Here is a 23238-nt window from a genome sequence, read left to right as displayed (position 1 = left end):
CGCGGCGGGGTGGGGGAGCGCCGGGGCGCGCCGGGGTGCGCGTGAGGCAGGGGCTGGGAGCGTCAATCGGCCGACGAGGGATGCGCGCGAGTGTGGGCGAGACAGGCGGAGAGCAGGGCGTCGGCATCGGTGAGGCTCGGCAGGACGGCGTGGGCACCAGCTGATCGCAACTCGTCAGCGGAGACCCGACCGGTGGCGACGGCGACGCAGCGGGCCCCCGCGTCGAGTGCGCCGCGGACATCGTGGACGTGGTCACCGATCACCACCGCGCGCTCAGCGGACACCTCGAGTCCGCGTGCGCGGGCGGTGGTGAGGGCGCCGCGGACGAGGTCGGCGCGGTCGGCGTGGTGATCCCCGAACGCCCCGAGCCGCGGATCGGGAAGCCCGTCGAACCCACACACCCGGAGCTTGAGCAGCGCCGTCCGTCGCATGTTGCCGGTGACGATCCCCTGGTGCAGCCCGTCTACCGCGGCGAGGGCGGCTATCGCCTCGTGAGCTCCCGGGAGTGCCCCACCTCCCGCGTCGAGCAGGTCCTGCCCGTGCGCCTCGCACCGCTCGGCGACGGCGTGGAGCAGCGTGGTGACGAGGTCCTCGCGGGGGTCGATCCCGTTCCGCCCGAGCAGGTCGGTGCAGATCGCGCGGTCGGTCCGCCCGGCGAAGGAGACGTCCATGACGGGCTCGCCGCCGACCATCTCGGCGAGCGCGGGGGCGATCATCCGCGAACCGAACCCGGCGGGGTCGAGCAACGTGAGGTCGAGGTCCCAGAGGACGAGCAGAGCGCTCACGATGGCGGCTGCAGCAGTGGTGCGAGCCAGGCGGTGAGGAACGCCCGCAGGTCGGCGTCGGAGCGGGAGTCGGGATCGTCGAGCACCATCACCGACCAGCCGATGTGGACGCCGACGTCGGCGAGGAAGTCGATGCGGTCGGCGAACTCGGGGAATCGCTCGATCGCCGGACCGAGCAGGTGGGCTGTGTACTCGAGGGATCTGTCGACAGCACCCGGATGGTGGATCGGGTTGCCCTCGCCGGATAACGTCAGGGCTCGCAGCAGCGGGTCCCCGAGGATGCGTCGCCGGGCCTCGATCACGATCTCCACCAGCACCTCGAGCAGAGAGTCGGCCGAGTCCATCACGGACTCGTAGGCACCGACCAGCGCGGTCAACCGCTCGGTGACCGCCTCGCCGATCAACTCCTCACGGGTACCGAAGATCGAGTACACCGTCTGCCGACTCACCCCGGCCCGCTTGGCCACGACGGCGATATTGACCCCGTCGAACCCCACGTCCCCGATCACCGCTCGGGTCGCGTCGAGGATGCTGTCACGGGACCTCACGCCATCCATTATCGCGCGAGCCGGCTGCGGACCGCATCCGAAGAGCCGGGCCGGGTGCGCCCGGGGCCGTAGGATCGCGGGCATGAGCGGCAAGAAGGACGACAAGAAGGCCACCTCGAGCGGGAAGAGCACGTCCTCGAAGAGCGGCAACAACGGGTCGAAGAAGAAGGAACTCGCCAGCGGCCTGGAGAAACTGCCCAAGAAGGCGTACGAGGCCGAGCTCGAGCGGTTGCAGGCCGAGCTCGTGGAGATGCAGGCCTGGCTCAAGGAGACCGGGAACCGGCTCGTCGTGGTGTTCGAGGGCCGCGACGCCGCCGGCAAGGGGTCGGCGATCAAGCGCATCACCCAGTACCTCAACCCGCGGTTCGCCCGCGTGGTCGCGCTTCCCGCCCCGACCGAGGTGCACAAGACCCAGTGGTACTTCCAGCGCTACATCGAGCACCTGCCCGCGGCCGGGGAGATCGTGATCTTCGACCGCTCCTGGTACAACCGGGCCGGCGTGGAACGAGTGATGGGCTTCTGCACCACGGACGAGTACCGCCGCTTCCTGCACCAGGCGCCGATCTTCGAACGCCTGCTCGTGGAGGACGGGATCATGCTGCGCAAGTACTGGTTCTCCGTGTCCGACGAGGAGCAGGAGCGCCGCTTCCGCTCGCGGCACGACGACCCCATGCGCCGGTGGAAGCTCTCGCCGATGGACCTGGAGTCCATCAACCGGTGGGAGGCGTACAGCCGTGCCAAGGACGAGATGTTCATCCACACCGACATCCCCGAGGCGCCCTGGTACACGGTCGAGTCGGAGGACAAGAAGCGGTCGCGCATCAACGTCATCTCGCACCTGCTCTCCACCGTGCCGTGGGAGAAGCTGGAGCCGCCGACGTTCGAGATCCCGGAACGACCCGAGGGTGCGAGCTACGAGCGCCCGCCGCGCGAGGAGTTCAAGTACGTCCCGGACGTGGCGTCGGAGCTGCTCTGACCGGAGGCGGGGCACGATCGGCGACCTGACGCCGGGCGGGGCGGCGGGGGCGGCCTAGGTAGGAATTCCTAGTATCCCGGCGACGGGCACAGACCGGCCTGCCACACTGGGGGCATGAGCGAATTCGTCACCACCCGGCGAGAAGGCCGGATGCAGCACATCGTCCTGGACCGCCCCAAGGCACTGAACTCCCTCGACCTGCCCATGTGCCGGGCCCTGCACTCCGCCCTGGATGCCGCGTCGCAGGACTCGGGAGTGGAGGCCGTCGTCACCACCAGTACCTCGGAGAAGGCGTTCTGCGCGGGCGGCGACATCCGCGCGCTGCGCGACGCCGCGGCCGCCGGCGAGCACCAGACCAACCGGGAGTTCTTCTCCGAGGAGTACGCGATGGACCTCGCGTACCACACGCACCGGGTGCCCACCGTCGCCGTGATCCACGGCGTCGCGATGGGCGGCGGCCTCGGGATCTCCATCAACGGCTCGCACCGCGTGGTCACCAAGAAGGTCATGATGGCCATGCCGGAGACGGCGATCGGGTTCATCCCCGACGTCGGCGCCAGCCACTTCCTGCCCCGCCTGTGCGGCGGCGGGACCTGGGGCCTCGCGGTGGGGATCTACCTCGGCACCACCGGGGTCCGGATGAACTCCGCCGACGCGCTCTACACGGGTCTGGCCACCCATCTGATCGACGACGCCGACCGCGACGCCTTCGTCTCCGCCATCGGGTCCGATGGCCTGGACGCCGCCCTGGAGCGCCACGGCCTCGAGCACTCGGCGGCGGGGGAGTCCGCGGTCGAGAAGCACATCGACCGGATCGAGGACGTCTTCTCCCGTGCGACCGTGCAGGAGATGGTCGCGGCCCTGGAGTCCGGTGCGCAGGACGAGTGGGCCACCTCGACCCTCGAGATGCTGCGGTCGCACTGCCCCACGTCCGTCATCGCGACCATCGAGCTGCTCCGCGCAGGGGCGGCCGCGAGCGATCTGCGAGAGTGCCTGGCGGCCGAGTTGGCGCTGGGCGGATGGATCACCGCCCGCCCGGACTTCGTCGAAGGCGTCCGGGCCGTGGTGATCGACAAGGACCGCAACCCCACCTGGGACCCCGCCGACCTCGACGACGTTCACGTGGACGCCATTCGTTCGGCGTTGACCGGGGGCTGACAGGGTCTACTCTGATCGGCGTCCAGCGCACGGGGCGCGGGTCGAGGAGGGGCCATGACCACCACCGGTGACGGCGCGCGCGAACCCGATGTGCTCGCCCCGCACGAGGAGCCCAAGGGCTGGGGGATCGCCGGCGTCACCGTGGTGTCCCTGGCCGCCGCGTTCGTCGTGCTCTGGGGGATCTCCCAGCACGCGAACCTGGTCATGCCCGCCTTCCTCGCCCTGAACCTGGTGATCGCCGCCCAGCCGCTGCAGCGGTTGCTCGAGCGTGCCGGCCTGCCGAGGTGGGGCGGGATGATCATCGTCCTGCTGGTGCTCTACCTCCTGCTGGCCGCGCTGGTGGGGATGCTCGTGTGGGCGCTGTGGATCGCCGCCGAGGAGATCCCGCGCTACCAGGACAAGTTCGTCGAACTGTACGAGCAGACCATCGAGTTCCTCGGACGGTTCGGGGTGAGCGAGGACCAGGTCTCCTCGAGCCTGGCGGGAGTCGACCCCGGCACCGTGATCGGCACCGTCCAGAACGTGGCGGGGCAGCTGTCCTCGGCGGGCGGGCAGCTCACCGTCCTGGTGATCGCACTGACCTTCCTGGTGTTCGACGTACCGGGGATCACCCGCCGTCGGGCGGTGATCGCGCGCCAGCGGCCCCGGCTGGCGGACGCCCTCAGCTCGTTCACCGACGGTGTGAAGTCGTACTGGATCGTCTCGACGATCTTCGGTCTCATCGTGGCGGTCATCGACGTGATCGCACTGATGATCATCGGTGTGCCGCTGGCCCTGGTCTGGGGCGTCCTGGCCTTCGTCACCAACTACATCCCTAACATCGGCTTCGTCCTGGGCCTCGTGCCACCCGCGCTGTTCGCGCTCCTGACCGGGGGACCGGTCGACGCCATCTGGGTGGTGGTGATCTACAGCGTGATCAACCTGGTGATCCAGAGCTTCATCCAGCCCAAGTTCACCGGCGACGCCGTGGGGCTGACCCCCACCGTCACGTTCCTCTCGCTGGTGTTCTGGGCGTCGGTGGCCGGTGCTCTGGGCGCGATCCTGGCCGTGCCGCTGACCCTCGCGGTCAAGGCCTTCCTCGTGGACGCCGACCCCCGGATGACGTGGTTCTCGACGTTCATGACCACTCCCGACGCCGATGCCAAACGCGACCGGCGGCGCGCCGGGAAGCTGCCGGCACCGCGCTGACCCTCCCTGCGGGCCCGGGCTCGGGGGCTCCGATTGCGCCGGGGGCGGCGGACGCCCGCGGTCAGTCGGGGGATCCGGGATCGCCGGGTTCGTCCCCGGCGGGCGCCCTGGTGAAGGTCCCGAGACCGTTGCCGTCCAGGAGTTCGACGGTGACCTCGTCGTCGTCGAACGTCACGGAACCCCGCGACCCCGGCGGCCAGTTCTCACTCCGCGGTTCGACCGCGAACGTGTCGCCGTCCCAGGGGTCGAGTGGCCAGGCGGCGGCGCCGCCGACGGTCATCTCCAGCGCGTCCTCCGACTCTCTGACCTCGAGGGTCCCGAAGTAGTCGTTGCGGTACGTCCCGACCAGCTCGGCCGGGTCCCTCGACGGTGCCGGATCGGCGGGCGGGGTCGCGTCCACCAGGTCCCCGACCGGGTCGAGCAGTGACGCGAACGCCTGGCCGAACAGATCCCGCCAGTCCAGCGTGGGGTCGCCGTACTGGGCGTAGTCGGCGAACCTGGCGTTGATCGTCTCCGCCACCCCGCTCGGCGAGGCGTTGGTCACCGTGATGATCCCCAGGTCGAGCGAGGGCAGCATGAGCATCGCGGTGCCCGCCCCGAGCGCGAACGCCCCGGAATGGCTCCACTGGACCCGACCCGAGGAACTGGTACCGATGTTGAACCCGTAGCCGTAGGACCCGGGACGGTCCGCGGCGGCCCGCGGCGGCGAGGAGACGATCTGCGGGGTGAGGGCCTCGCGCAGCGCCTCGGCGGGCACGACCTGGGAACCGCCGGGCCCCTTGCCGTCGTCGAGCACCATCGCCATCCAGGCGGCCATGTCGGTCACCGACGAACTCAGGCCCCCCGCCGGCGCCTGGGCGTCGGGGTCGCGCTGGGGATCGGCCGGGACCCAGTCCCCGTCCGGGTCGCTCTGGTCCGCGGAGTCGGGGGAGTCGGGGGAGTCGGCGCGCACGTGGCCGACCGCCCGGTTGTCCCGCTCGAGCAGCTCGTCGTGGGAGAACGAGGTGTCGGTCATGCCGAGCGGGTCGAAGATCCGCTCGCGACCCAGCTCGTCCCAGGGCGTCCCGGCCGCGACCGCCACCGCTTCGGCCCCCGCGGTGAGACCGAAGTTGGTGTACGCGTAGGAGGTTCGGAACGGAGTGAGCGGCAGGTGGCGCAGCCCGTGCAGGACCGCGGGTCGGTCGTAGCCCAGGTCCTCGAGGTCGTCGCCCGCGTGCTCGGGGAGCCCGGAGCGATGCGCGAAGACGTCGCCGACGGTCACGAGAGGGGACACCTGCGGATCGGAGAGCTCGAACCACGGCAGGTACTCGCTGACGGGGGTGGACCAGTCGACCTGGCCGTCGGCGCTCTCCGCTGCCACCACCGTGGCGCTGACCGACTTGGAGATCGAGGCCAACGGGAACACGGTCCGCGCATCCACCTCGGCGCCCGTGCCGGTGTCACGGACGCCGAACCCCTCCGCGAGGACCACCTCGCCGCCGTGCACCACGGCCACGGCCGCGCCCGGGATACCGGAGGCGTCCATCTCCTCCTCGACGATGTCGGTGACCTTGCCGACCGCGTAGTCGATCCGGTCCTCGTTCACCTCGAGGCCCGAGTAGGCGGCCGGGCTCTCGTCGGGGCCCGGTGTCGCCACCGGTGTCCCGCACGCCGAACCGAGGAGCGCGACGGACGCGCACACGCTGACAAGGCCCAGAGTTCGACGGCGCCCGGTGGCCGAATCGGTGGTCATCTGCCCAGCTTAGACCGCCGGATGCGCCCCGGAGGCCCGTGTCGGACCAAAGCCTGCGACTCGCTCCCGGTGCCGGGCGATCAGGTCGCGATACCAGTACCAGGAGGCCTTGCGGGTCCGCGTGAGGGTGGTGTGGTCCACGTGCACCAGACCGAAGCGCTCGGCGTACCCGGCGGCCCATTCGAAGTTGTCCATCGCCGACCACACGTAGTACCCCTCCACGTCCACGCCGGCGTCGACCGCGTCCACCACCGCCGCCAGGTGCGCGCGCAGGTAGTCGATCCTGCGCTCGTCGTGGACGGCCCCGTCCGCTCCGGGGCCGTCGTGGTACGAGCACCCGTTCTCGGTGATCGTCACCGGCGGCAACCCCGGGTACCTCTCGTGGAGTGTCGTGAGGATGTCGGTGAGACCCGACGGCACGACGGGCCAGTCGAAGTCGGTCCGCTCCACACCCTCGATCCGCACGGGGCGGAACGGCATGTCCTCCGGGAAGTCGACCTCGAGGACCCCGGAGTAGTCCGTGTCCTCGCGGGGGGCTTCGATCACCGTGGGTTCGTAGTAGTTGACGCCGTAGTGGTCGAGGGGGCTCGCGATGACGACGAGGTCCTGCTCGAGCTGGTCGGCGGTCAGGCCGGCGGTGGTCATGACGAGCTCGGCCACCCAGTCCTCCGGGTAGGCGCCCCGGAGGACCGGATCGGAGAACAGCCAGTTGGTCAGGATGCGGAACATCTCGGCGGCCCCGACGTCCTCCGGGGAGTCGGTCGCGGCGATGACGGGGAAGTGCTGTTGCACCACCCCGACCTCGTGCCGGGGGCCGGCGGCACGGATCGCCCCGACCGCCAGACCGTGTGCGCGGAGCAGGTTGTGGGCCACGGGCAGGCAGTCCAGTCCCATCCCGAGCGCCGGCGCGTGATCGGTGAGTCCGTGGCCGTAGAGGGTGTGGACGTTCATCTCGTTGAGCGTGAGCCAGCGGGTGACGCGGTCGCCGAGGGCGTCGACCACCACGGCGGTGTAGTCGGCCAGGGCCTGCGAGGTGTCCCGGCTCAGCCAGCCGCCCTCGTCCTGCAGGGCCTGGGGAAGGTCCCAGTGATAGAGGGTGGGCACCGGGCGGATCCCGGCCGCCAGGAGGTCGTTGACGAGCCGCGAGTAGAAGTCCAGGCCGGGCCGGTTGACCTGCCCGCGCCCGGTGGGCAGGACCCGCGACCAGGAGATCGAGAACCGGTAGTCGTCGACGCCCAGGGCGGCCAGGTCGCGGACGTCCTCGGCGTGGCGGTGGTAGTGATCGCACGCCACGGCCGGGGTGTCGCCGCCGCAGGCTCGCGGCGAGGAACTCTTCTGTGTTGTCGCACCACACGCCGATCGGGTGGTAGCCGAACGTGCGCTTGTACGTCGGCGCGGCGTTCTCCTTCTCGCTGTGGGTGACCACGATGGTGGCGTCCACATCGAGAACGATCGTCGATCCCAGGTCCCGGCCCGCGCACTTGGATGCGGGCACCCCGCCGGGCAGGTGGGACCACACGTGCCGCCGTGCCTGAGCCCGCGCCACCTGGATCTTCTTGCGCTTGCCGGCGGTGACCTCATCGAGTGTGCGCCACACTGTCGGCGCCGAGGCCACCGGGCCCAGGGCGCCAGACTGGTGGCGCAGGACGCCGATGTCTGAGATGGACTCGCCGCCATCGGCCAGCATCACCGCGACGTCGATCAGCACCCGGCCGCGGTCGTGGATCGGGATGAACCGGCGGCGGGCCATGGCCCCTGACAGCGCGGCGGTCAGACCGACCTGATCAGCCAGAAGGCGCGGAGCGATGGCCCCGGCATGAGAGACCACCCCGACACCATCAGCAGTAACGGACAGCCCGGCCGACCACGAAGTAAGCTTCAACTACCGAGTGCTTTCTGCTGGAGAACATGGAACCTTAGACAAGTCCCAGTTTCCCCTGTTCAGGAAGCACTTCGGTCTATTTTCGCCCAGCGATCCGCAGATCCCCGTGAATCACCGGGGTTAACCAAGGGTGGGCCGTTCCGAGCCCTATCCGAGCAAGTTCTGGACGGTTGTTCAGAGCTTTCGCGGGCCCGGTGGGGCGTGTGTGACTCGAGGGTCAGTTGGTGTCGGCGACCAGCGGTTCGATGGTGAGGTGATCCATCTCCTTGCTGATGTACTGCAGACGCCATTTGTCGCCGAACAGGGCCAGCAGCTCGCCGTCGGTGCGCTGGAACACCTCCACTCCGCGCTGGCGGCCGAGCTCGTCGGCCGAGGCGGCGTCGGTGCGGCGGGCGATGGAGTAGGGCAGGTTGTCGACGACGACCTCGACGTTGAACTCGGTCTTCATGCGGGCGGTCACCACCTCGAACTGCATGGGCCCGACCGCCGCCATGACCGGGTTCGCGTCGCCGCGGGTGTCGTTGCGCAGGATCTGCACCACGCCCTCGGCGGCCAGCTGGTCGATGGCCTTGCGGAACTGCTTGTACTTGCCCAGCGAGTGCGCGCGGACCACGGCGAAGTGCTCGGGGGCGAACTGTGGGATCGGCGGGAACTGGACCTTCTTACCGGTGTAGAGGGTGTCGCCGGGGGCCAGCGCGGTGGCGTTGACCAGGCCCACCACGTCGCCCGGGTAGGCGGTCTCGACGGTGGTGCGGTCGCGGCCGAAGACGGTGAGCGCGTACTTCGTGGTGAACGGCTTGGCGGACTGGGCGTGGGTGACCACCATGCCGCGCTCGAACTCGCCGGAGACCACGCGCATGAACGCGAGCCGGTCGCGGTGCGCGGCGTCCATGCCGGCCTGCACTTTGAACACGACGGCGGAGAACGGGTCCGAGGTCTCACGCGGCGCGCCGGTGACGGTGTCCCACGCGTGCGGCGACGGTGCCAGCTCGACCAACGCGTCGAGGATCTGGTGGACGCCGAAGTTGAGCATGGCGGAGGCGAAGATCACCGGGCTGGTCTCGCCCGCCAGGTAGAGCTCCTGGTCGTGGTCCTGCCCCATGGCCGAGAGCAGTTCGGACTCCTCGACGGCGGTCTCCCAGACATCGCCCTCGCGCTCGGCGGCGGCGGCCGGGTCGTAGTGCTCCTCCGGGGCGATGGTCGAGCCGCCGGCGGTGCGGGTGAAGTGGATGTACTCCTCTGGCGCCCCGTCGGGGCCGCGACGGAGCAGGCCCCGGTAGTCGCCGGCGATACCGACCGGCATGAAGAGCGGGGTGGGGACCAGGCCGATCTGCTCGGTGATCTCGTCCAGTAGTTCCAGCGGCGCCTGCCCCGGCCGGTCCCACTTGTTGATCACCGTGATGATGGGCAGGCCGTTGTGCTTGCACACCCGGAACAGCTTGAGCGTCTGCGGCTCGAGGCCCTTGGCGGCGTCGATGAGCATGACCGCGGCGTCCACGGCGGTGAGGACGCGGTAGGTGTCCTCCGAGAAGTCGGCGTGGCCGGGGGTGTCGACGAGGTTGATCACATAGGGGTCGTCGTCCTCCGGCAACCCGGCCGGCTTGTACGTGAACTGCAGCGCAGTGGAACTGACGGAGATGCCGCGGGCCTTCTCCATCTCCATCCAGTCGGAGACGGTCGACCGACGGCCGGACTTCCCGTGGACGGCTCCGGCCTCGGTGATGACCCGGGCGTGCAGCGCCAGCGCCTCGGTGAGCGTGGACTTGCCGGCGTCCGGGTGGGCGATCACGGCGAAGGTGCGGCGTCGCGCGACTTCGGAGCGCACGTTCGCGTGGGCCCCGGACCCGTCGGGACCAGCGGGTTGCCCGGTCGTCCCGGTGTCCTCGGCGGTCTCCGTCACGCGTCCTCCTCGGTGCTCCGGCGGCCCTCGCCGTCGTCATCCCAGGGTACGTCCGTGCACGTTCGAGCACCCAATCCGCCAGTGCGCCGCCCGGAGCCGGCGGACGCGCGCGAAAGGCGAGGTCACACGGGGCGCGCTGTCGGACCCGGCGCCTACGGTGCGCAGTGGCGGCGTCACCGGACGGCGCCGGAGCGGAGACGGGCATGAGCGCGAGTAGGGACAGATCGGCAGTCGAGGACGGACAGGTGCGCGAGGAGCGGAGGGCGGCGCTGCGCGACCTTCTCCCGGCGATCGAGCGGTTGCGCGGTGTCCGCGCGGTCGTGTGGGCGGGGGGAGATCGGAACGAGAACGGCTCTTTCAACATCCGCTACCCGATCTACGACCGCGACACCGAGAAGGTCATGGAGGTCTGCAACGGGGGAGCGCTGACCGATGTCGAGTACCGGCGGACGCTGGAACGTCGTGGTGGGCACGGTATGGGCAACCAGGCACCTGATCTCGTAGCGCTGGCCCGGGACTCCGACGAGGAGCTGACCGTCGCGCTGCTCACCTGGATGATGCGGTCCGAGAGGTTCAGCGAGGGTGAGGTCGCGGCGTCGCTGGAGAACGGCGCGCTCGTGGCGCTCCTCGACCGGCTGGGAGAGCTGTACGACATGTGATCGCCCCACGAGCCGGTCGTGCGCTCCTGCTCCGGCCCGTCAGTGCCCCCGCGCCCAGAGCGGCGTCACGTCGCAGCCGCCGGGGACGGCTCACGCGGAGTGGACCTGGTTCTGGGCGGTCTCCAGCCCGTGCGTGAGGAGCAGTTCGACGGCGTCGGCAGCGTCCTGGACCAGGAACGGCACGTCGGGTTGCTCGAGCTTAGAGAAGCGCTTGAGGACGTAATCCGCCACCGCCATGCGACCCGGTGGCCGGCCGACCCCCGCGCGGACGCGGATGTAGTCGCGCGTGCCGAGGGCGCTGGTCACCGAGCGCAGGCCGTTGTGCCCGCCCTCGCCCCCGCCACGCTTGAGCCGGACCTGACCGAAATCGATGTCGATCTCGTCGTGCACCACGATCACCTCGGTGGGGGCGACGGAGAAGTACTTCGCCACCGCCGCGACGGGGCCCCCGGACAGGTTCATGTAGCTCCGCGGACGGGCCAGGACCACGGCCTGGTCGGCCAACCGCGTCTGGGCGACCTCGCAGTTGGTCCGCTTGTGCGTGGAGAAGCTCGCGGGCATGGGCAGGGCGCGGGAGGCGAGCTCCACCAGCACGTCCCAGCCGATGTTGTGTCGGGTGCCCTCGTAGTCGGGACCGGGGTTGGCCAGGCCCACGACGAGTCTGGGTCCGGGGGCGTCAGCGGTACTCACGGACCCATGGTCCCAGACGGAGTCGGTCGCCGCTCCCGTCGGTCGCCGCTCCACCCGCTCGCCTCCGCTCCGGCTCGGGCCGTCATGCCTGCAGCTCGGCCCGGGCCGTCTCGAGCACCGCCGCCGTCAGGGCGTCGAGGTCGGGGGACTGGAGTCTCCAGTGTTGCCAGAACAGAGGGACGTCGAGGGGGCGGTCGGGGGAGACCTCGGCGAGCTCGCCGGAGACCAGCCACGGTGTGGCCAGTCGCTCGGGGACCAGGCCCCAGCCCAACCCGGCGGCGATGGCCCGGACGTGGTCGTGCGAACTGGGCACGAAGTGTCGGGGCCCGGTCGGTTCGCGGCGGGCCAACCGTCGGTAGTGGTGGTTCTGGTGGGCGTCGCTGCGATCGAAGTCGACGATGGGGGCTCGGCCCAGCGCGGTCGTGGGCGAACCGTCCCGCAGGTGCCGGGCCACGAACCCGGGACTGGCGCACGCGAGGTACCGCATCGACCCCAGCGGCAGTGACCGGCACCCCTGGACGGGTCGGGACTCGCTGGTCACCGCCGCCATCACCTCGCCCCGCCGGAGGAGCTGGGAGGACAACGACTCGTCCTCGCGGCGGAGGTCGAAGACCACCCGGCCCGAGGAGTGGACCTCGGTCATGGCGTCGAGGAACCAGGTGGCCAGCGAATCGGAGTTGCACGCCACCGCCAGGACCACGTGCTCTGTCGGGGTGCCCGCTCCGTCGAACTCGCGGGAGAGGGATTCCTCGAGGTGGAGCATCTGCCGTGCGGTCCGGAGCACCGTCTCGCCGGAGTCGGTCGCCGTGACCGGGCGGTCGCGGCGGACCAGGATTCGGCCGGCCGAGTCCTCCAGCGCTCGAATCCGCTGGGACACCGCGGACTGCGTGAGGTGGAGGTGGGTGGCGGCCGCGTCGAACGAACCGAGGTCGACGACGGCCACGAGGGTGCGCAGCTGGTCCAGGTGAAGTGCGTCCATAAGTGAGGCTAATGCTAGCCAAGGAACTGTAGTAGCGCTACATCCATCGCGACCCTAGCGTGGGGACGTGACCACCACCTCCACGCTTCTCATGGGCGCCGGGATGGGCCTCGGGCTCATCGCCGCCGTCGGCGCACAGAACGCCTACGTCCTCCAACGCTCGATCCGCGGCGACGTGGCGATGGTCCCGATCGTGATCTTCTGCGTCCTGTCCGAGGCGGCCCTGATCCTGCTCGGCGTGGCCGGGGTCGGGGCGCTGGTCGAGTCCGCGCCCGCCGCCATCACGGTGATGAAGTGGTTCGGGGTGGTGTTCCTGCTGGCCTACGGCGCCTTTGCCGCATCCCGCGCCTTGCGCCCCGGCAGCGGGCTGCAGGTGGACGGCGACGCACGGATCCCCTCGACCCTGGGCGCGGTGGCGGCGTGCGCGGCGTTCACCTGGCTCAACCCCCACGCCTATCTGGACAGCGTGGTGTTCCTGGGGACCCTCGCCAACCAGCAGGCGGGGGATCTGCGCTGGGTGTTCGCGGCCGGGGCGTTCCTCGCCGGCACGGCATGGTTCGCGTTGATCGGTTTCGGGGGCAGGGCCCTGCGCGGAGTGTTCACCAGGCCCGGCGCGTGGCGGGTGCTGGACGCGGGGATCGCCGTGATGATGGTCGTCCTGGCCGTCGGCCTCATTCGGGGCTAGGTCTCGACTGCGGCTAGGTCTCGACTGCGGTCGGGACCAGCCGGCCGGTGCGTCCGGACGAGGGGTTCCGGAATCGACCGCGGGCCCGCTCCGACTCGATGGTCGGCAGCGGGCCCGCGGGCGGTGTCGCCGCAGCTCAGGCCGCGGCGAGGGGGATCACGCCTCTTCGGCGGCCTGGGCGGCGTCCTCGGCGGCCTCACCCTGGGGGGCTGCCTCCTCCTCGGACTCGAGGTCCGCCTCGGTCGGCGCCTCGATCACGTTGACGATCAGGGTCTCGGGATCGGAGACCAGGGTGCTGCCGGCGGGGAGCTCGATGTCGGCGGCGGTGATCTGGAGGCCTGCCTCGGCGTCCTCGACCGAGACCTCGAAGCCCTCGGGCAGGAGGGTGGCGTCGGCCTCGATCTCGACGTAGCTGGCGTCCTGGGTGACGAGGGTGCCCGGGGCGGCGTCGCCGACGACCGTGACGGAGACCTCGACCGTGACCTTCTCGCCCTTGCGCACGACCAGCAGGTCGGTGTGCTCGATGACGCGGGTCAGCGGGTGCACGTCGATCTGCTTGGGCAGCGCGAGCTGCTCCTCGCCCTCGATGTCCAGCGTGAGCAGCGAGTTGGTGCCGTGTGCACGCAGCACCGCGGCGAACTCCAGGGTGTTGAGGAGGAGGTGGCGCGGCTCGGTGTGGTGGCCGTAGAGCACCGCGGGGACCTGGCCCTCACGACGGGCGCGGCGGGCGGAGCCCTTGCCGAACTCGGTGCGGATGGTGGTCTTGAGGTTGTTGATTTCCTTGGCCATGGTGAACCTTCTGTCGGTGGGGAGCGCGCGTGCGCTCTGCGGGCGGGAGACCTCCCCGGCGACCGAGACGATCGCCCGGGGCGGCCCACCGGGGACCACACCGACAATGATCGCGTCGATAACGGAGTGGCCCCTGCAGGGCCCTCCCTCGCCGAGATGACCCGATCAGCCTAGCGGCGCGGCGCCCCGCCCCCAAATCACGTCGGGTACCCCGGGGCTCCGGGTCACGCCGGGGCCCGGGTCACTCCGACCACCCCAACCGTCAGAGGATCTCCTCGACGGCCGAGGTGGGCCGCGCCAGGCGGGTGCCCTTGCCGGTGACGACGAAGGGCCGCTCGATGAGCCGGGGGTGCGCCACCATCGCCTCGAGCAGTTCCTCGTCCGAGGCCTCGAGCAGACCCAGCTCGGTGAACTCGGCCTCCTTGACCCGCACGGCCTGCCGCACCGTCAGCCCGGCATCGGAGATGAGGGTGCGGAGCTCGGCGACCGTAGGCGGGGTGTCGAGGTACTTGACCACAGTCGGCTCGACCCCCCGCTCGCGCAGCAGGTCGAGCGCCTGCCGGGACTTCGAACAGCGCGGGTTGTGGTAGATCGTGGCGCGACCCGCGGCGTCCGCGGACATGTCAGGCGTTCCCGTTGAACAGGCTGGTCACCGAGCCGTTCTCGAAGACCTCGTGGATGGTCCGGGCCAGCAGCGGGGCGATGGACAGCACGGTGAGGTTGTCGAACCGCTTCTCCGGCGGGATCGGCAGCGTGTCGGTGGTGATGACCTCCTTGGCCCCGCACGTGGCCAGCCGCTCGGCCGCCGGGTCGGAGAAGACACCGTGGGTACAGGCGATGATCACGTCGCCGGCACCGGCGTCCTTGAGGACCTTGACGGCGCCGGCGATGGTGCCGCCGGTGTCGATCATGTCGTCCATCAGCACACAGGTGCGTCCCTCGACGTCACCCACGACGCGGTTGGACTTGACCTGGTTGGGCACGTTGGGGTCGCGGGTCTTGTGGACGAACGCCAGGGGCGCACCGTCGAGGGCGTCGGCCCACTTCTCGCCCACCTTGACGCGGCCGGCGTCGGGGGAGACCACGCAGATGTTGTCCGTGCCGTAGTGCTCCCGCACGTAGTCCGACAGCTGGCCCTGGGCGTGCATGTGGTCGACCGGGCCGTCGAAGAAGCCCTGGATCTGGTCGGTGTGCAGGTCGACCGTGATGATCCGGTCGGCGCCGGCGGTCTTGAGCAGATCGGCGATCAGGCGGGCCGAGATGGGCTCACGACCACGGTGCTTCTTGTCCTGCCGCGCGTACGGGTAGAACGGCAGCACGGCCGTGATCCGCTTGGCGCTGCCGCGCTTGAGGGCGTCGATCATGATGAGCTGCTCCATGATCCACTTGTTCAGCGGCGCCGGGCAGCTCTGCAGCACGAACGCGTCGCAGCCGCGGACAGACTGCTCGAAGCGGACGAAGATCTCCCCGTTGGCGAAGTCGCGGGCGGTCTGGGGGGTGACCTCGATCCCCAGCTCGGCGGCGACCTGATCCGAGAGTTCGGGGTGCGCACGCCCCGCGAAAAACATCAGGTTCTTCTGGTTGTCGATCCACTCGCTCACTCGGTGAGTCCGTCCTTCTAGGAGTCGTTCCGGGTACGTAGGGCGGCCTCGGCCGAGCCGGAATCCGGTCGGTTCTCGATCACCCAGTCGTCGATGTTCCTCTGTCGTCCGCCGGACACCGCCAGGGCCCCGGGCGGGACGTCGTTCTTGATCACGGTACCCGCGCCCGAATAGGCCCCGTCTCCGACGGTCACCGGTGCGATGAACATGGTGTCCGAACCGGTGCGGCAGTGATCGCCGATCACTGTACGGTTCTTGTTCACCCCGTCGTAATTGACGAAGACGCTGGATGCCCCGATATTGGTGTGCTCCCCGATGGTCGCGTCGCCCACGTAGGTCAGGTGCGGGACCTTGGTGTGCGCCCCGATGCTCGACTTCTTGACCTCCACGAAGGTGCCGATCTTGCTGCGCTCGCCGAGCTCCGCCTGCGGACGCAGGTAGGCGAACGGGCCGACCTCCGCCCCGGGCCCGATGCTCGCGCCGACGGCATGGGTGCGCACGACGCTCGCGCCCTCGCCGACCGTGGTGTCCTGCAGGGTGGTGTCGGGTCCGACGGTCGCGCCGTCGCCGATCACGGTGGAGCCGGTGAGGTGGGTGCCCGGCAGGATGGTGACGTCCCGGCCGATGTGGACGTCCACGTCCACCCAGGTGCTGCCCGGATCGACGATCGTCGCGCCGGCGCGCATGGCCGTCTCACACAGGCGGCGGTTCATCTCGGCGGCCAGCCCGGCCAGCTGGACGCGGTCGTTGACCCCGGCCACCAGATCGGCGTCCTCGACACGGTGGCCGCGGATGAGCCCGTTGGACTGACGCGCCAACTGGATGACGTCGGTCAGGTACAACTCGCCCTGCGAGTTGTCGGTGCCCAGCTCGCCCAGCTTCTCCCGCAGGACGCGGGCGTCGAAGGCGTAGATGCCGGAGTTGACCTCGTCGATCGCCCGTTCGTCGTCCGAGGCGTCCTTGTGCTCGACGATCCTGAGCACCTCGCCGTCGTCGTTCCGCACGATCCGCCCGTACCCCGTGGGGTCGGGGGCCGTGGAGGTCAGGATGGTGACCGAGGCGCGTGGCCGGAGGTCGTGGCGCGTGACCACCTCGCGGAGGGTGTCCGCGTCCAGCAGGGGGATGTCCGAAGTGGTGACCAGCACCGTTCCCGAGAAATCGGCGGGCAGGGCGGCCATGCCCGCGGCCACCGCGTCGCCCGTGCCGTTCTGCTCCTCCTGCACCGCGGTGGTCACCGGGACACCCAGGTCGACGGCGAGTTCGGCGACCGCGGCCCCGACCTGCTCACGCTGGTGCCCCACCACCACGACGATCTGCTCCGGGTGGATCCCGGCCGCGGCGTGCAGCGCGTGCCCGAGCATCGTCCGGCCGCACACCCGGTGCAGCATCTTGGGCGTCGCGCTCTTCATCCGGGTGCCGGAACCGGCGGCCAGGACGATGACCGCGGTCTGCGAGCGGTCGGTGTCGGGTGTCGTCATCAAGTCTCCTCGGGCGGCGTGGCGTGCCGGTGTCGGGTTCGCGTCCGGCGAGCGGACCGTCCCCGAAAGGATAAGGGCTGGGTCTGACGGGGACCACGTCGTTGCGCGGTACCGGTGGAGGCCCGCCTGTGCGGCCCCTACGGTGGGGCCCACCATCAGGGCCGTCAATCGGAGAGGGGACACAGATGACCCACGACAAGACGGTGGCCGACCTCGTCGTCGAACGACTGGTCGCCTGGGATGTGGAACGGATCTACGGATACGCCGGGGACGGGAACAACCCGATACTCGGCGCGCTGCAGCGGTCCGACGTGGCACCGCGGTTCATGCGGGCGCGGCACGAGGAGTCCGCGGCGTTCATGGCGGTGGCCGACGCCAAGTACTCGGGCGGGGTGGGAGTGGTCAACTCCACACAGGGCCCGGGTGCCGTGCACCTGCTCAACGGCCTGTACGACGCCAAGCTGGACAGCGTCCCGGTGGTGGCGCTGGTGGCGCAGCAGCACACGGGCGTGCTCGGCTCCGGTTACCAGCAGGAGATCGACCTGAGCAGCGTGTTCGCCGACGTGGCCGGGCCTTATCTGCAGACCGTCGTCGCCGCCGACCAGCTGCCGATGGTGATCGACCGGGCGTTCCGCGCCGCCCTGACGCACCGGACCCCGGTCGTGGTGGTGATCCCCCATGACGTGCAGAACGCGCCGGCGCCCGAGCTGGCCGGGGACGACGGTCAGGAGCACGGGGTCGTCGTGACCGCGCCCGAGTGGACGCACGGGGTGGTCTCGCCGCGCGAGGACGACGTGGCCCGCGCGGTAGAGCTGCTGGACGCGGGGGAGCGCATCGCCATCCTCGCCGGGCGCGGCATGGCCGGGGCCCGGCAGGAGCTGATGGACCTGGCCGAGGCCCTGGACGCCGGGGTGACGATGAGCCTCCTGGGCAAGCCGTACGTCGACGAGTCCCATCCTCTGGTGGGTGGGACGATGGGGCACCTGGGGACGACGGCGAGCGCGCGCATCCTGCAGAACTGCGACACCCTCCTGATAGTCGGATCGAACGATCCCTGGACGGAGTTCTACCCGGTGCCCGGGCAGGCGCGGGCCGTGCAGATCGACCTCGACCCGTCCCACCTGGCCAACCGCTACCCCGTCGAGGTGGGGCTGGTCGGTGACGCCGCGGTGGCGCTGCGCGCGCTGACCGAGCGCGTGGGGGAGCGTGACCGGTCCGCGTGGCGCGGCGAGGTGGAGAAATGGGTCGGGCGGTGGCGCGAGATCTCCCGCGAACGCGCGGAGGTGCCGGCCCGCGGCCTCAACCCGGAGCTCGTGGCGCGCAGAATGTGCCGTCACATGCCGCACGACTCCCGGCTCGCCGTGGACGTGGGCAGTTCGGTGTACCACTACGTCCGGCAGATGGACCTGCCGACCTCGGTCCCGGCACACCTGTCGTCCACGCTGGCGTCGATGGGGTGCGGCATCCCGTACGCGATCGCCGCCAAGGCCACCGCCCCGGCCAGGCCCGTCGTGGTGCTGGCCGGCGACGGGGCCGTGCAGATGTTGGGGATCAACGAGCTGATCACCGTCTCCGAGGCGTGGCCCGGATGGGACGACCCCACGATGGTCGTGGTGGTGCTGTGCAACGGCGACCTGGCGGAGGTGAGCTGGGAGCAGCGGGAGACCGAGGCGGCCCCGCGGTTCGCGCCCTCGCAGGACGTCCCGGCGTTCGACATGGCCGGTTACGCCCGGCTGCTGGGGCTGCGCGGGGTTCGGGTCGAGGATGCCGACCAGCTCGACGCCGCGCTGGAGGCGGCGTTCACGGCGGACCGGCCCACGGTGATCGAGGCGGTCACCGACCCCGACGTCCCGCTGCTGCCGCCCTTCCCCCACGGCCGGGAGATGCTCGGGTCGATGCGCGAGGGCCTGCGGGCGGAAGGCGACGCCGGACGCCACGGGTTGGTACTGCTGGAGGAGTACGCCCGAATCGAAGAGGAGAGGTTCACATGACCGGAGCGAACGAGCCCGACCCCCAGTCCGTCACCCAGCAGGGTGAGGAGGAGGTCCGCACCCCGCGCAACCGGCGCCAACCCGTGCTCGCCGTTCTGGCGATCGTGGCGATCCTGCTGCTCGTCCTGGCGCTCGCGATCTCCGGCGGGATGGGCTGAGATCCGCGAGGGGGCCGGTGGCTCCCCCGCCAGGACTCGAACCTGGAATATCTGAACCAAAATCAGAAGTGTTGCCGATTACACCACGGGGGAACGACCCTGACCGGGTCGGTAACAGTCTGGCACACCTCCCGGCGCCCGGTGGCGCGGACCTGCTGGAGCGGCGGGGGTCACGAAGGGGTCCGGCGGCGGCCGCGCTCGCCCTGTTCGCGGTGCCGTTCCCGGTGGTGATCGCCGTGGCCGCTCTCGCCGGTTGGCTGCTCTCGCGCCGCGACCCGGACTTCGCGCACCCGCCTCAGGGTGACGGTGACCAGGACGAGACCGCCCCCGTCATCTCCGACGATGCGCTCCACGATGACCGGCCGAGCTCCGGTCGGTTGGTGAGGATCCTGGCGATCGGGCTCGGATTGTGGGCGGCGCCGATCGCGGCGGTGACCGTGATCTTCGGATCCGACAGCATTTTCACCACCCAGGGACTGTTCTTCTCGTTCTCCGCCCTGGTCACCTTCGGCGGTGCGTACGCGGTGCTGGCCTTCATCGCCCAACAGGCGGTGGAGACCTTCGGATGGTTGGCGCCGGGGGAGATGGTGCGCGGACTGGCGTTGGCGGAGACCACCCCGGGGCCGCTGATCATGGTGGTGCAGTTCGTCGCATTCCTGGCCGCCTACCGCAACCCCGGGGGTCTCGACCCCTGGGTCGCCGCGACCCTGGGAGCCCTCCTGGTCACCTGGGTCACCTTCGTCCCGAGCTTCCTGTTCATCCTGCTGGGAGCGCCGTACGTCGAGCGGTTGCGCCACAACGTGGCCATCTCGGCCGCGCTCGCGGGCATCACCGCTGCCGTGGTGGGGGTGATCGCCAACCTCGCGCTCTACTTCGCACTCAACACCCTGTTCACCGCCACCAGCATCTGGACCTGGGGTCCTCTCCGGATCACCATTCCCGACGCCGCGTCGGTGAACCCCGTGGCAGTGGGCATCACCCTTGTCGCGCTCGTGCTGACCTTCGTCCTGCGCTGGCCGATCCTGCGGGTGCTCGGGGTGTGCGCCCTGCTGGGCCCGGCCAGTCTGCTGATCCCCCTGTGAGCGGGGCCGTCTAGTCTCGGGGGGACGGGCGAAAGGGTTGATGATGACGGGCGAGGCCATTCCGGCTCCGAGAACCAGGATGACGGCGGCCAAGCGACGGCAGCAGCTGGTCGAGGTGGGCCGCCGGATCTTCGCGGAGTACGGCTACGATTCCGCGACGGTGGAGGAGATCGCGGCTGTCGCCGGGGTCTCCAAGCCGGTGGTCTACGAGCACTTCGGCGGCAAGGAGGGCCTCTACGCCGTGGTGTGTGACCGCGAGCTGGCGTACCTCGGTGCCGAGATCACCGAGTCCCTGCAGGGCGAGGGGTCCCGGCGCCGGATCGAGCGCGCCGCCATGGCGTTGCTGCGCTACGTCGAGGAACGCACCGACGGGTTCAGGATCCTGGTCCGCGAGTCGTCGACGGCCCCCGGGGGGTCGTACTCCACCCTGCTCAACGACGCGACGGCGAGCGTGACGTACATCCTCGAGGAGGAGTTCGTGAACCGGGGCTTCGACCCCGTCACCGCGAGCGTGTACGCGCAGGCGTTGGTGGGAATGGTGTCCGGTACCGCGCAGTGGTGGCTGGACGTGCGCACCCCGCCCAAGGAGGAGGTCGCCGCGCACATCGTCAACCTGTGCTTCAACGGGCTCTCCCACCTCGACCCGAGGCCGACCCTCGAGGCCGAGGTGCGGGACAAGTACACCGGGCCGAGCAACCCTGAGGGGGCCCTGGTCGGCCGCGATCTGCGCCCGGGGCCGGGTCGGCCGTAGCGCATCCCCGCGACCGGCGCGGGGTTCAGGCCATGGCCGGCGAGGGCAGACGCCCGACATCTGCCCGCAGCCTGAACGCGACGGCCACCATGACGGCGCCCACGGCCAGCCCGAACCAGCCGGCGAAGACCACGAACGTGCCGATGGTCGAGGGGCCGACCAGGCCGAGGCCGATGCCGAGCGCGATGAGCACCGCCCCCAGTGCGCCCATGATCCACGAGTCCGAGATCTCGTGACGCAGTGTCCGCGCCCCGTAGGACACGAGTGCCCCCGAGACCACGAGCCAGGCGGCGAACACCAGCGTGAGCGCGGTGGCGGACAGTCCGGGCCAGAACAACACGACCATCCCGAGCACGATGACACCGGCGCCGGTGGCGATCAGTCCACCCCGGCCCCGGTGCTCGCCCGGCAGGGCCAGCCCGGTGGTGACGGTCATGGCGCCGTCGCCGATCGCGAACGCGGCCACCAGGAACACGGCGAGCGTCATGCCGGCGCCCGTATCGGACCCGGGAGCGACGAGTGCCGTGGCGCCGAGCGTGAGGGCCAGCCCTCCGCGGATCAGTTGAACCCACCAGTTGCGGGTGAGGGAATCGATCATGTCGTCCACCTTTCGGGCGGTGGCCTCTCGCCATCGCGATAGTGTAGTGATCACTACAGTAGAACTCCGGGCACGCACGGACAATGAGGCGCTGGACACAGGACCGGGAGGCAGCATGGCCGAGGAGGGGACCGTGGGGGACCAGGTGAGCGGGAGCAGGCGCACGCGGACGAAAGGTCGCGAGTCCAGACGGAGGATCCTCGAGGCCGCCGCTGCGGTGGCCGGGGAGCGCGGGTACGAGGGGACCAGCATCGCGCAGGTCAGCAAGGTCAGCGGTCTCCCCGCGAGTTCGATCTACTGGCACTTCGCCGACAAGGACGCCCTCCTGGCCGCTGTGGTGGAGGAGAGCATCGAGCTGTGGCTGGGCCAGGTGACCCGGGGCCAGGGGGACTCGCTCGCCGAGCGGGTGACCGATCTGTGCCTGGGGGTGGCCAGGACGTTCTCGGAGTCGCCGGACTTCCTGCGACTGGTCTTGATGCTGGCGTTGGAACGGCGCCCCGTGGAGCCGGCGGCCCGCGAGATCTACCTGCGGCTGCGCGGGGAGGCGATAGGACGGATCGCGGAGGAACTCGCACTCGTGCGGCCAGAGCTGGCTGCCGCGGACGCGCGGCTCGTGGCGACGTATGCACTCGGTGGTGGCGACGGGATCTTCCTCGCGTCGTTGACCGGGGACGCCGACGTGCCAGCGCTGTTCCGGCTGCACGCGGAGGCGATCGTGCACCTCGTCGAGCAGGCGGAGGCCGCGGGGTCCTGATCGCAGGACGCGGTGAGACGAGCGATCGTGGGGTCAGCGGCGGAAGACCTCGAGGAGGAAGCCCTCCTCTCGGTGGTGCGCCAGGAGGGTGAGATCGCCGCGCTCGGCCAGCGCGGCGTGGACGTCCTCGCCGGTGCAGGCGTGGTCGGGGGATCGGCCCAGCCAGTGACAGGCCACCACCGTCCCGCCCGGCTCGACCAGCCGCAGCAGCCCGGTGAGGAGCCCGTCCAGCTCCGCGACCGGGGTGTAGTAGAGGAACTCCGACAGGACCAGCAGGTCGCAGGTGGCGCGCGGCCACGGGTCGAGCGCGTCGGCGGTACGGACATGGGCGGTGGTCACCCCGGCGCGGGCGAGTCGACGGCGGGCCTCCTCCGCGGCGGTGTCGACCACGTCCACCCCGTGGACCTCGTCGCAGCGCGCGGCCAACATCTCGGTGAGCACGCCCACCGAGCACGCGGGCTCGAAGCACACCCGGTACCGCTGCTCGGGCAGCGACGCCACTATCAGCCCGTAGCGGCGCAGCTCGTACCAGGCGGTCGCGAAGTCCCAGGGATCCGACGAGTCGGAGTACATCGACTCGAAGTAGTGGCCGGGAGTGCTCACCAGAACACCGTCTCCTCTCGGGTGACCAGACGGTCGAGGACCCAGTCCGGCAGGATCGCCTCGTCACCACTCCGGTCGGACAGTGGCGCGACCTGGGTGACGAACTCGGACACGGCAGCCCGCTTGGCGGCGAGCTCGTGGTCGGTGAGCACCACCCGGCGGCGCCGCGCCCACGGCACCCGCGGGTCCCCGGGTGCGGCCCAGTGCCAGGCCCACACCGGGTACTCGACGAGCCGGGCACCGGTGGCGGC

23 protein-coding genes, 1 tRNA gene and 2 pseudogenes are annotated in these 23238 nt (G+C 70.4%); 10 read left to right on the top strand and 16 right to left on the bottom strand.

The features are described 5' to 3' along the window. Positions 1 to 62: 62 nt before the first annotated feature. Complete coding sequence (locus tag G6022_RS16640) at positions 63 to 785, bottom strand: HAD hydrolase-like protein (protein ID WP_182652844.1); 723 nt, start codon at positions 783 to 785, stop codon at positions 63 to 65. Further along, positions 782 to 1333 (bottom strand): TetR/AcrR family transcriptional regulator, encoded by a 552-nt coding sequence (locus G6022_RS16635; protein ID WP_179525812.1) that lies wholly within the window; start codon positions 1331 to 1333, stop codon positions 782 to 784. The genes G6022_RS16640 and G6022_RS16635 overlap by 4 nt, the downstream gene beginning before the upstream one ends. Before the next feature lie 82 nt (positions 1334 to 1415). Between G6022_RS16635 and ppk2 the strand changes: the two genes are divergently transcribed. The 3 genes from ppk2 (at position 1416) to G6022_RS16620 (ending at position 4655) form a co-directional block, all read left to right on the top strand. Continuing rightward, positions 1416 to 2309: a polyphosphate kinase 2 gene (ppk2, locus tag G6022_RS16630; protein ID WP_241731278.1), complete on the top strand. Its 894-nt coding sequence runs from the start codon at positions 1416 to 1418 to the stop codon at positions 2307 to 2309. 114 nt (positions 2310 to 2423) lie between these two features. Then, entirely contained in the window at positions 2424 to 3467 is a 1044-nt protein-coding gene (locus tag G6022_RS16625; protein WP_182640012.1) for an enoyl-CoA hydratase/isomerase family protein, read from the top strand. Between the two features lie 54 nt (positions 3468 to 3521). Further along, a complete protein-coding gene (locus G6022_RS16620) occupies positions 3522 to 4655 on the top strand; it encodes an AI-2E family transporter (protein ID WP_182640013.1) in 1134 nt (377 codons plus the stop codon). Positions 4656 to 4716: 61 nt separating this feature from the next. Here G6022_RS16620 and G6022_RS16615 read toward each other — a convergent pair whose 3' ends face one another. The 4 genes and pseudogenes from G6022_RS16615 to G6022_RS16600 form a co-directional block, all read right to left on the bottom strand. Further along, positions 4717 to 6387, bottom strand: a complete 1671-nt coding sequence (locus tag G6022_RS16615; RefSeq protein ID WP_182640014.1) for a serine hydrolase — start codon at positions 6385 to 6387, stop codon at positions 4717 to 4719. A gap of 9 nt (positions 6388 to 6396) precedes the next feature. Continuing rightward, the gene (locus G6022_RS16610) at positions 6397 to 7680 is read right to left on the bottom strand and encodes a family 1 glycosylhydrolase (RefSeq protein ID WP_182692063.1); all 1284 of its coding nucleotides are present in this window, start codon (positions 7678 to 7680) and stop codon (positions 6397 to 6399) included. Positions 7681 to 7750: 70 nt separating this feature from the next. After that, positions 7751 to 8215 (bottom strand): annotated as a pseudogene (locus G6022_RS16605) (transposase); the annotation flags it as partial. Positions 8216 to 8486: 271 nt separating this feature from the next. Further along, positions 8487 to 10094 carry a peptide chain release factor 3 gene (locus G6022_RS16600; RefSeq protein WP_347237875.1) on the bottom strand — a complete coding sequence of 536 codons (1608 nt, stop codon included), beginning with the start codon at positions 10092 to 10094 and terminating at the stop codon, positions 8487 to 8489. A 278-nt stretch (positions 10095 to 10372) separates the two neighbouring features. Here G6022_RS16600 and G6022_RS16595 point away from each other — a divergent pair, with 278 nt between their 5' ends. Continuing rightward, entirely contained in the window at positions 10373 to 10828 is a 456-nt protein-coding gene (locus tag G6022_RS16595) for a DUF6508 domain-containing protein (RefSeq protein WP_182640017.1), read from the top strand. Positions 10829 to 10918: 90 nt separating this feature from the next. Here the strand turns inward: G6022_RS16595 and pth are convergent, their stop codons facing one another. Both pth and G6022_RS16585 read right to left on the bottom strand, forming a co-directional pair. Then, positions 10919 to 11518, bottom strand: coding sequence for an aminoacyl-tRNA hydrolase (pth, locus tag G6022_RS16590; protein ID WP_179525804.1), 600 nt, complete (start codon positions 11516 to 11518; stop codon positions 10919 to 10921). An 82-nt stretch (positions 11519 to 11600) separates the two neighbouring features. Beyond that, a complete protein-coding gene (locus G6022_RS16585; protein ID WP_179525803.1) occupies positions 11601 to 12497 on the bottom strand; it encodes a LysR family transcriptional regulator ArgP in 897 nt (298 codons plus the stop codon). Positions 12498 to 12564: 67 nt separating this feature from the next. On the opposite strand from G6022_RS16585, the gene G6022_RS16580 reads away from it, so the two are divergent. Then, complete coding sequence (locus tag G6022_RS16580) at positions 12565 to 13182, top strand: LysE family transporter (RefSeq protein ID WP_182640018.1); 618 nt, start codon at positions 12565 to 12567, stop codon at positions 13180 to 13182. A gap of 156 nt (positions 13183 to 13338) precedes the next feature. Here G6022_RS16580 and G6022_RS16575 read toward each other — a convergent pair whose 3' ends face one another. The 4 genes from G6022_RS16575 to glmU form a co-directional block, all read right to left on the bottom strand. Next, positions 13339 to 13971: a 50S ribosomal protein L25/general stress protein Ctc gene (locus G6022_RS16575; protein WP_179526307.1), complete on the bottom strand. Its 633-nt coding sequence runs from the start codon at positions 13969 to 13971 to the stop codon at positions 13339 to 13341. A 262-nt stretch (positions 13972 to 14233) separates the two neighbouring features. Next, positions 14234 to 14593: an arsenate reductase (glutaredoxin) gene (arsC, locus tag G6022_RS16570; protein WP_179525801.1), complete on the bottom strand. Its 360-nt coding sequence runs from the start codon at positions 14591 to 14593 to the stop codon at positions 14234 to 14236. A gap of 1 nt (position 14594) precedes the next feature. Beyond that, the gene (locus G6022_RS16565; protein ID WP_179525800.1) at positions 14595 to 15572 is read right to left on the bottom strand and encodes a ribose-phosphate diphosphokinase; all 978 of its coding nucleotides are present in this window, start codon (positions 15570 to 15572) and stop codon (positions 14595 to 14597) included. Between the two features lie 17 nt (positions 15573 to 15589). Continuing rightward, a complete protein-coding gene (gene glmU / locus G6022_RS16560; protein ID WP_182640019.1) occupies positions 15590 to 17050 on the bottom strand; it encodes a bifunctional UDP-N-acetylglucosamine diphosphorylase/glucosamine-1-phosphate N-acetyltransferase GlmU in 1461 nt (486 codons plus the stop codon). Positions 17051 to 17235: 185 nt separating this feature from the next. Between glmU and G6022_RS16555 the strand changes: the two genes are divergently transcribed. Further along, complete coding sequence (locus G6022_RS16555; protein ID WP_182692061.1) at positions 17236 to 19041, top strand: thiamine pyrophosphate-requiring protein; 1806 nt, start codon at positions 17236 to 17238, stop codon at positions 19039 to 19041. After that, positions 19038 to 19199: a hypothetical protein gene (locus tag G6022_RS16550; protein WP_179525797.1), complete on the top strand. Its 162-nt coding sequence runs from the start codon at positions 19038 to 19040 to the stop codon at positions 19197 to 19199. Before G6022_RS16555 ends, G6022_RS16550 begins: the two co-directional genes overlap by 4 nt. Before the next feature lie 18 nt (positions 19200 to 19217). Here the strand turns inward: G6022_RS16550 and G6022_RS16545 are convergent. Further along, positions 19218 to 19292: transfer RNA gene (locus tag G6022_RS16545), tRNA-Gln, on the bottom strand. Between the two features lie 119 nt (positions 19293 to 19411). Between G6022_RS16545 and G6022_RS16540 the strand changes: the two genes are divergently transcribed. Both G6022_RS16540 and G6022_RS16535 read left to right on the top strand, forming a co-directional pair. Then, complete coding sequence (locus tag G6022_RS16540) at positions 19412 to 20281, top strand: chromate transporter (protein WP_347238203.1); 870 nt, start codon at positions 19412 to 19414, stop codon at positions 20279 to 20281. Positions 20282 to 20360: 79 nt separating this feature from the next. Then, the gene (locus tag G6022_RS16535; RefSeq protein WP_241730788.1) at positions 20361 to 21032 is read left to right on the top strand and encodes a TetR/AcrR family transcriptional regulator; all 672 of its coding nucleotides are present in this window, start codon (positions 20361 to 20363) and stop codon (positions 21030 to 21032) included. Between the two features lie 25 nt (positions 21033 to 21057). On the opposite strand, the gene G6022_RS16530 is transcribed toward G6022_RS16535, so the two are convergent. Continuing rightward, positions 21058 to 21630: a DUF308 domain-containing protein gene (locus tag G6022_RS16530; protein ID WP_182640020.1), complete on the bottom strand. Its 573-nt coding sequence runs from the start codon at positions 21628 to 21630 to the stop codon at positions 21058 to 21060. A gap of 115 nt (positions 21631 to 21745) precedes the next feature. Between G6022_RS16530 and G6022_RS16525 the strand changes: the two genes are divergently transcribed. After that, complete coding sequence (locus tag G6022_RS16525) at positions 21746 to 22384, top strand: TetR/AcrR family transcriptional regulator (protein WP_182640021.1); 639 nt, start codon at positions 21746 to 21748, stop codon at positions 22382 to 22384. Positions 22385 to 22417: 33 nt separating this feature from the next. Here the strand turns inward: G6022_RS16525 and G6022_RS16520 are convergent, their stop codons facing one another. Both G6022_RS16520 and G6022_RS16515 read right to left on the bottom strand, forming a co-directional pair. Continuing rightward, positions 22418 to 22987 carry a class I SAM-dependent methyltransferase gene (locus tag G6022_RS16520; protein ID WP_179525794.1) on the bottom strand — a complete coding sequence of 190 codons (570 nt, stop codon included), beginning with the start codon at positions 22985 to 22987 and terminating at the stop codon, positions 22418 to 22420. Continuing rightward, a pseudogene (locus G6022_RS16515) lies at positions 22984 to 23238 on the bottom strand (PIG-L family deacetylase); the annotation flags it as partial. The pseudogene G6022_RS16515 and the gene G6022_RS16520, both read right to left, overlap by 4 nt.

This window comes from Dietzia sp. Cai40 (genome assembly GCF_014145165.1).
Classification (GTDB): Bacteria; Actinomycetota; Actinomycetes; order Mycobacteriales; family Mycobacteriaceae; genus Dietzia; species Dietzia natronolimnaea.
The sequence above is the reverse complement of the archived record's forward strand: the minus strand, read 5'-3'. Positions and strand labels throughout refer to the sequence as shown.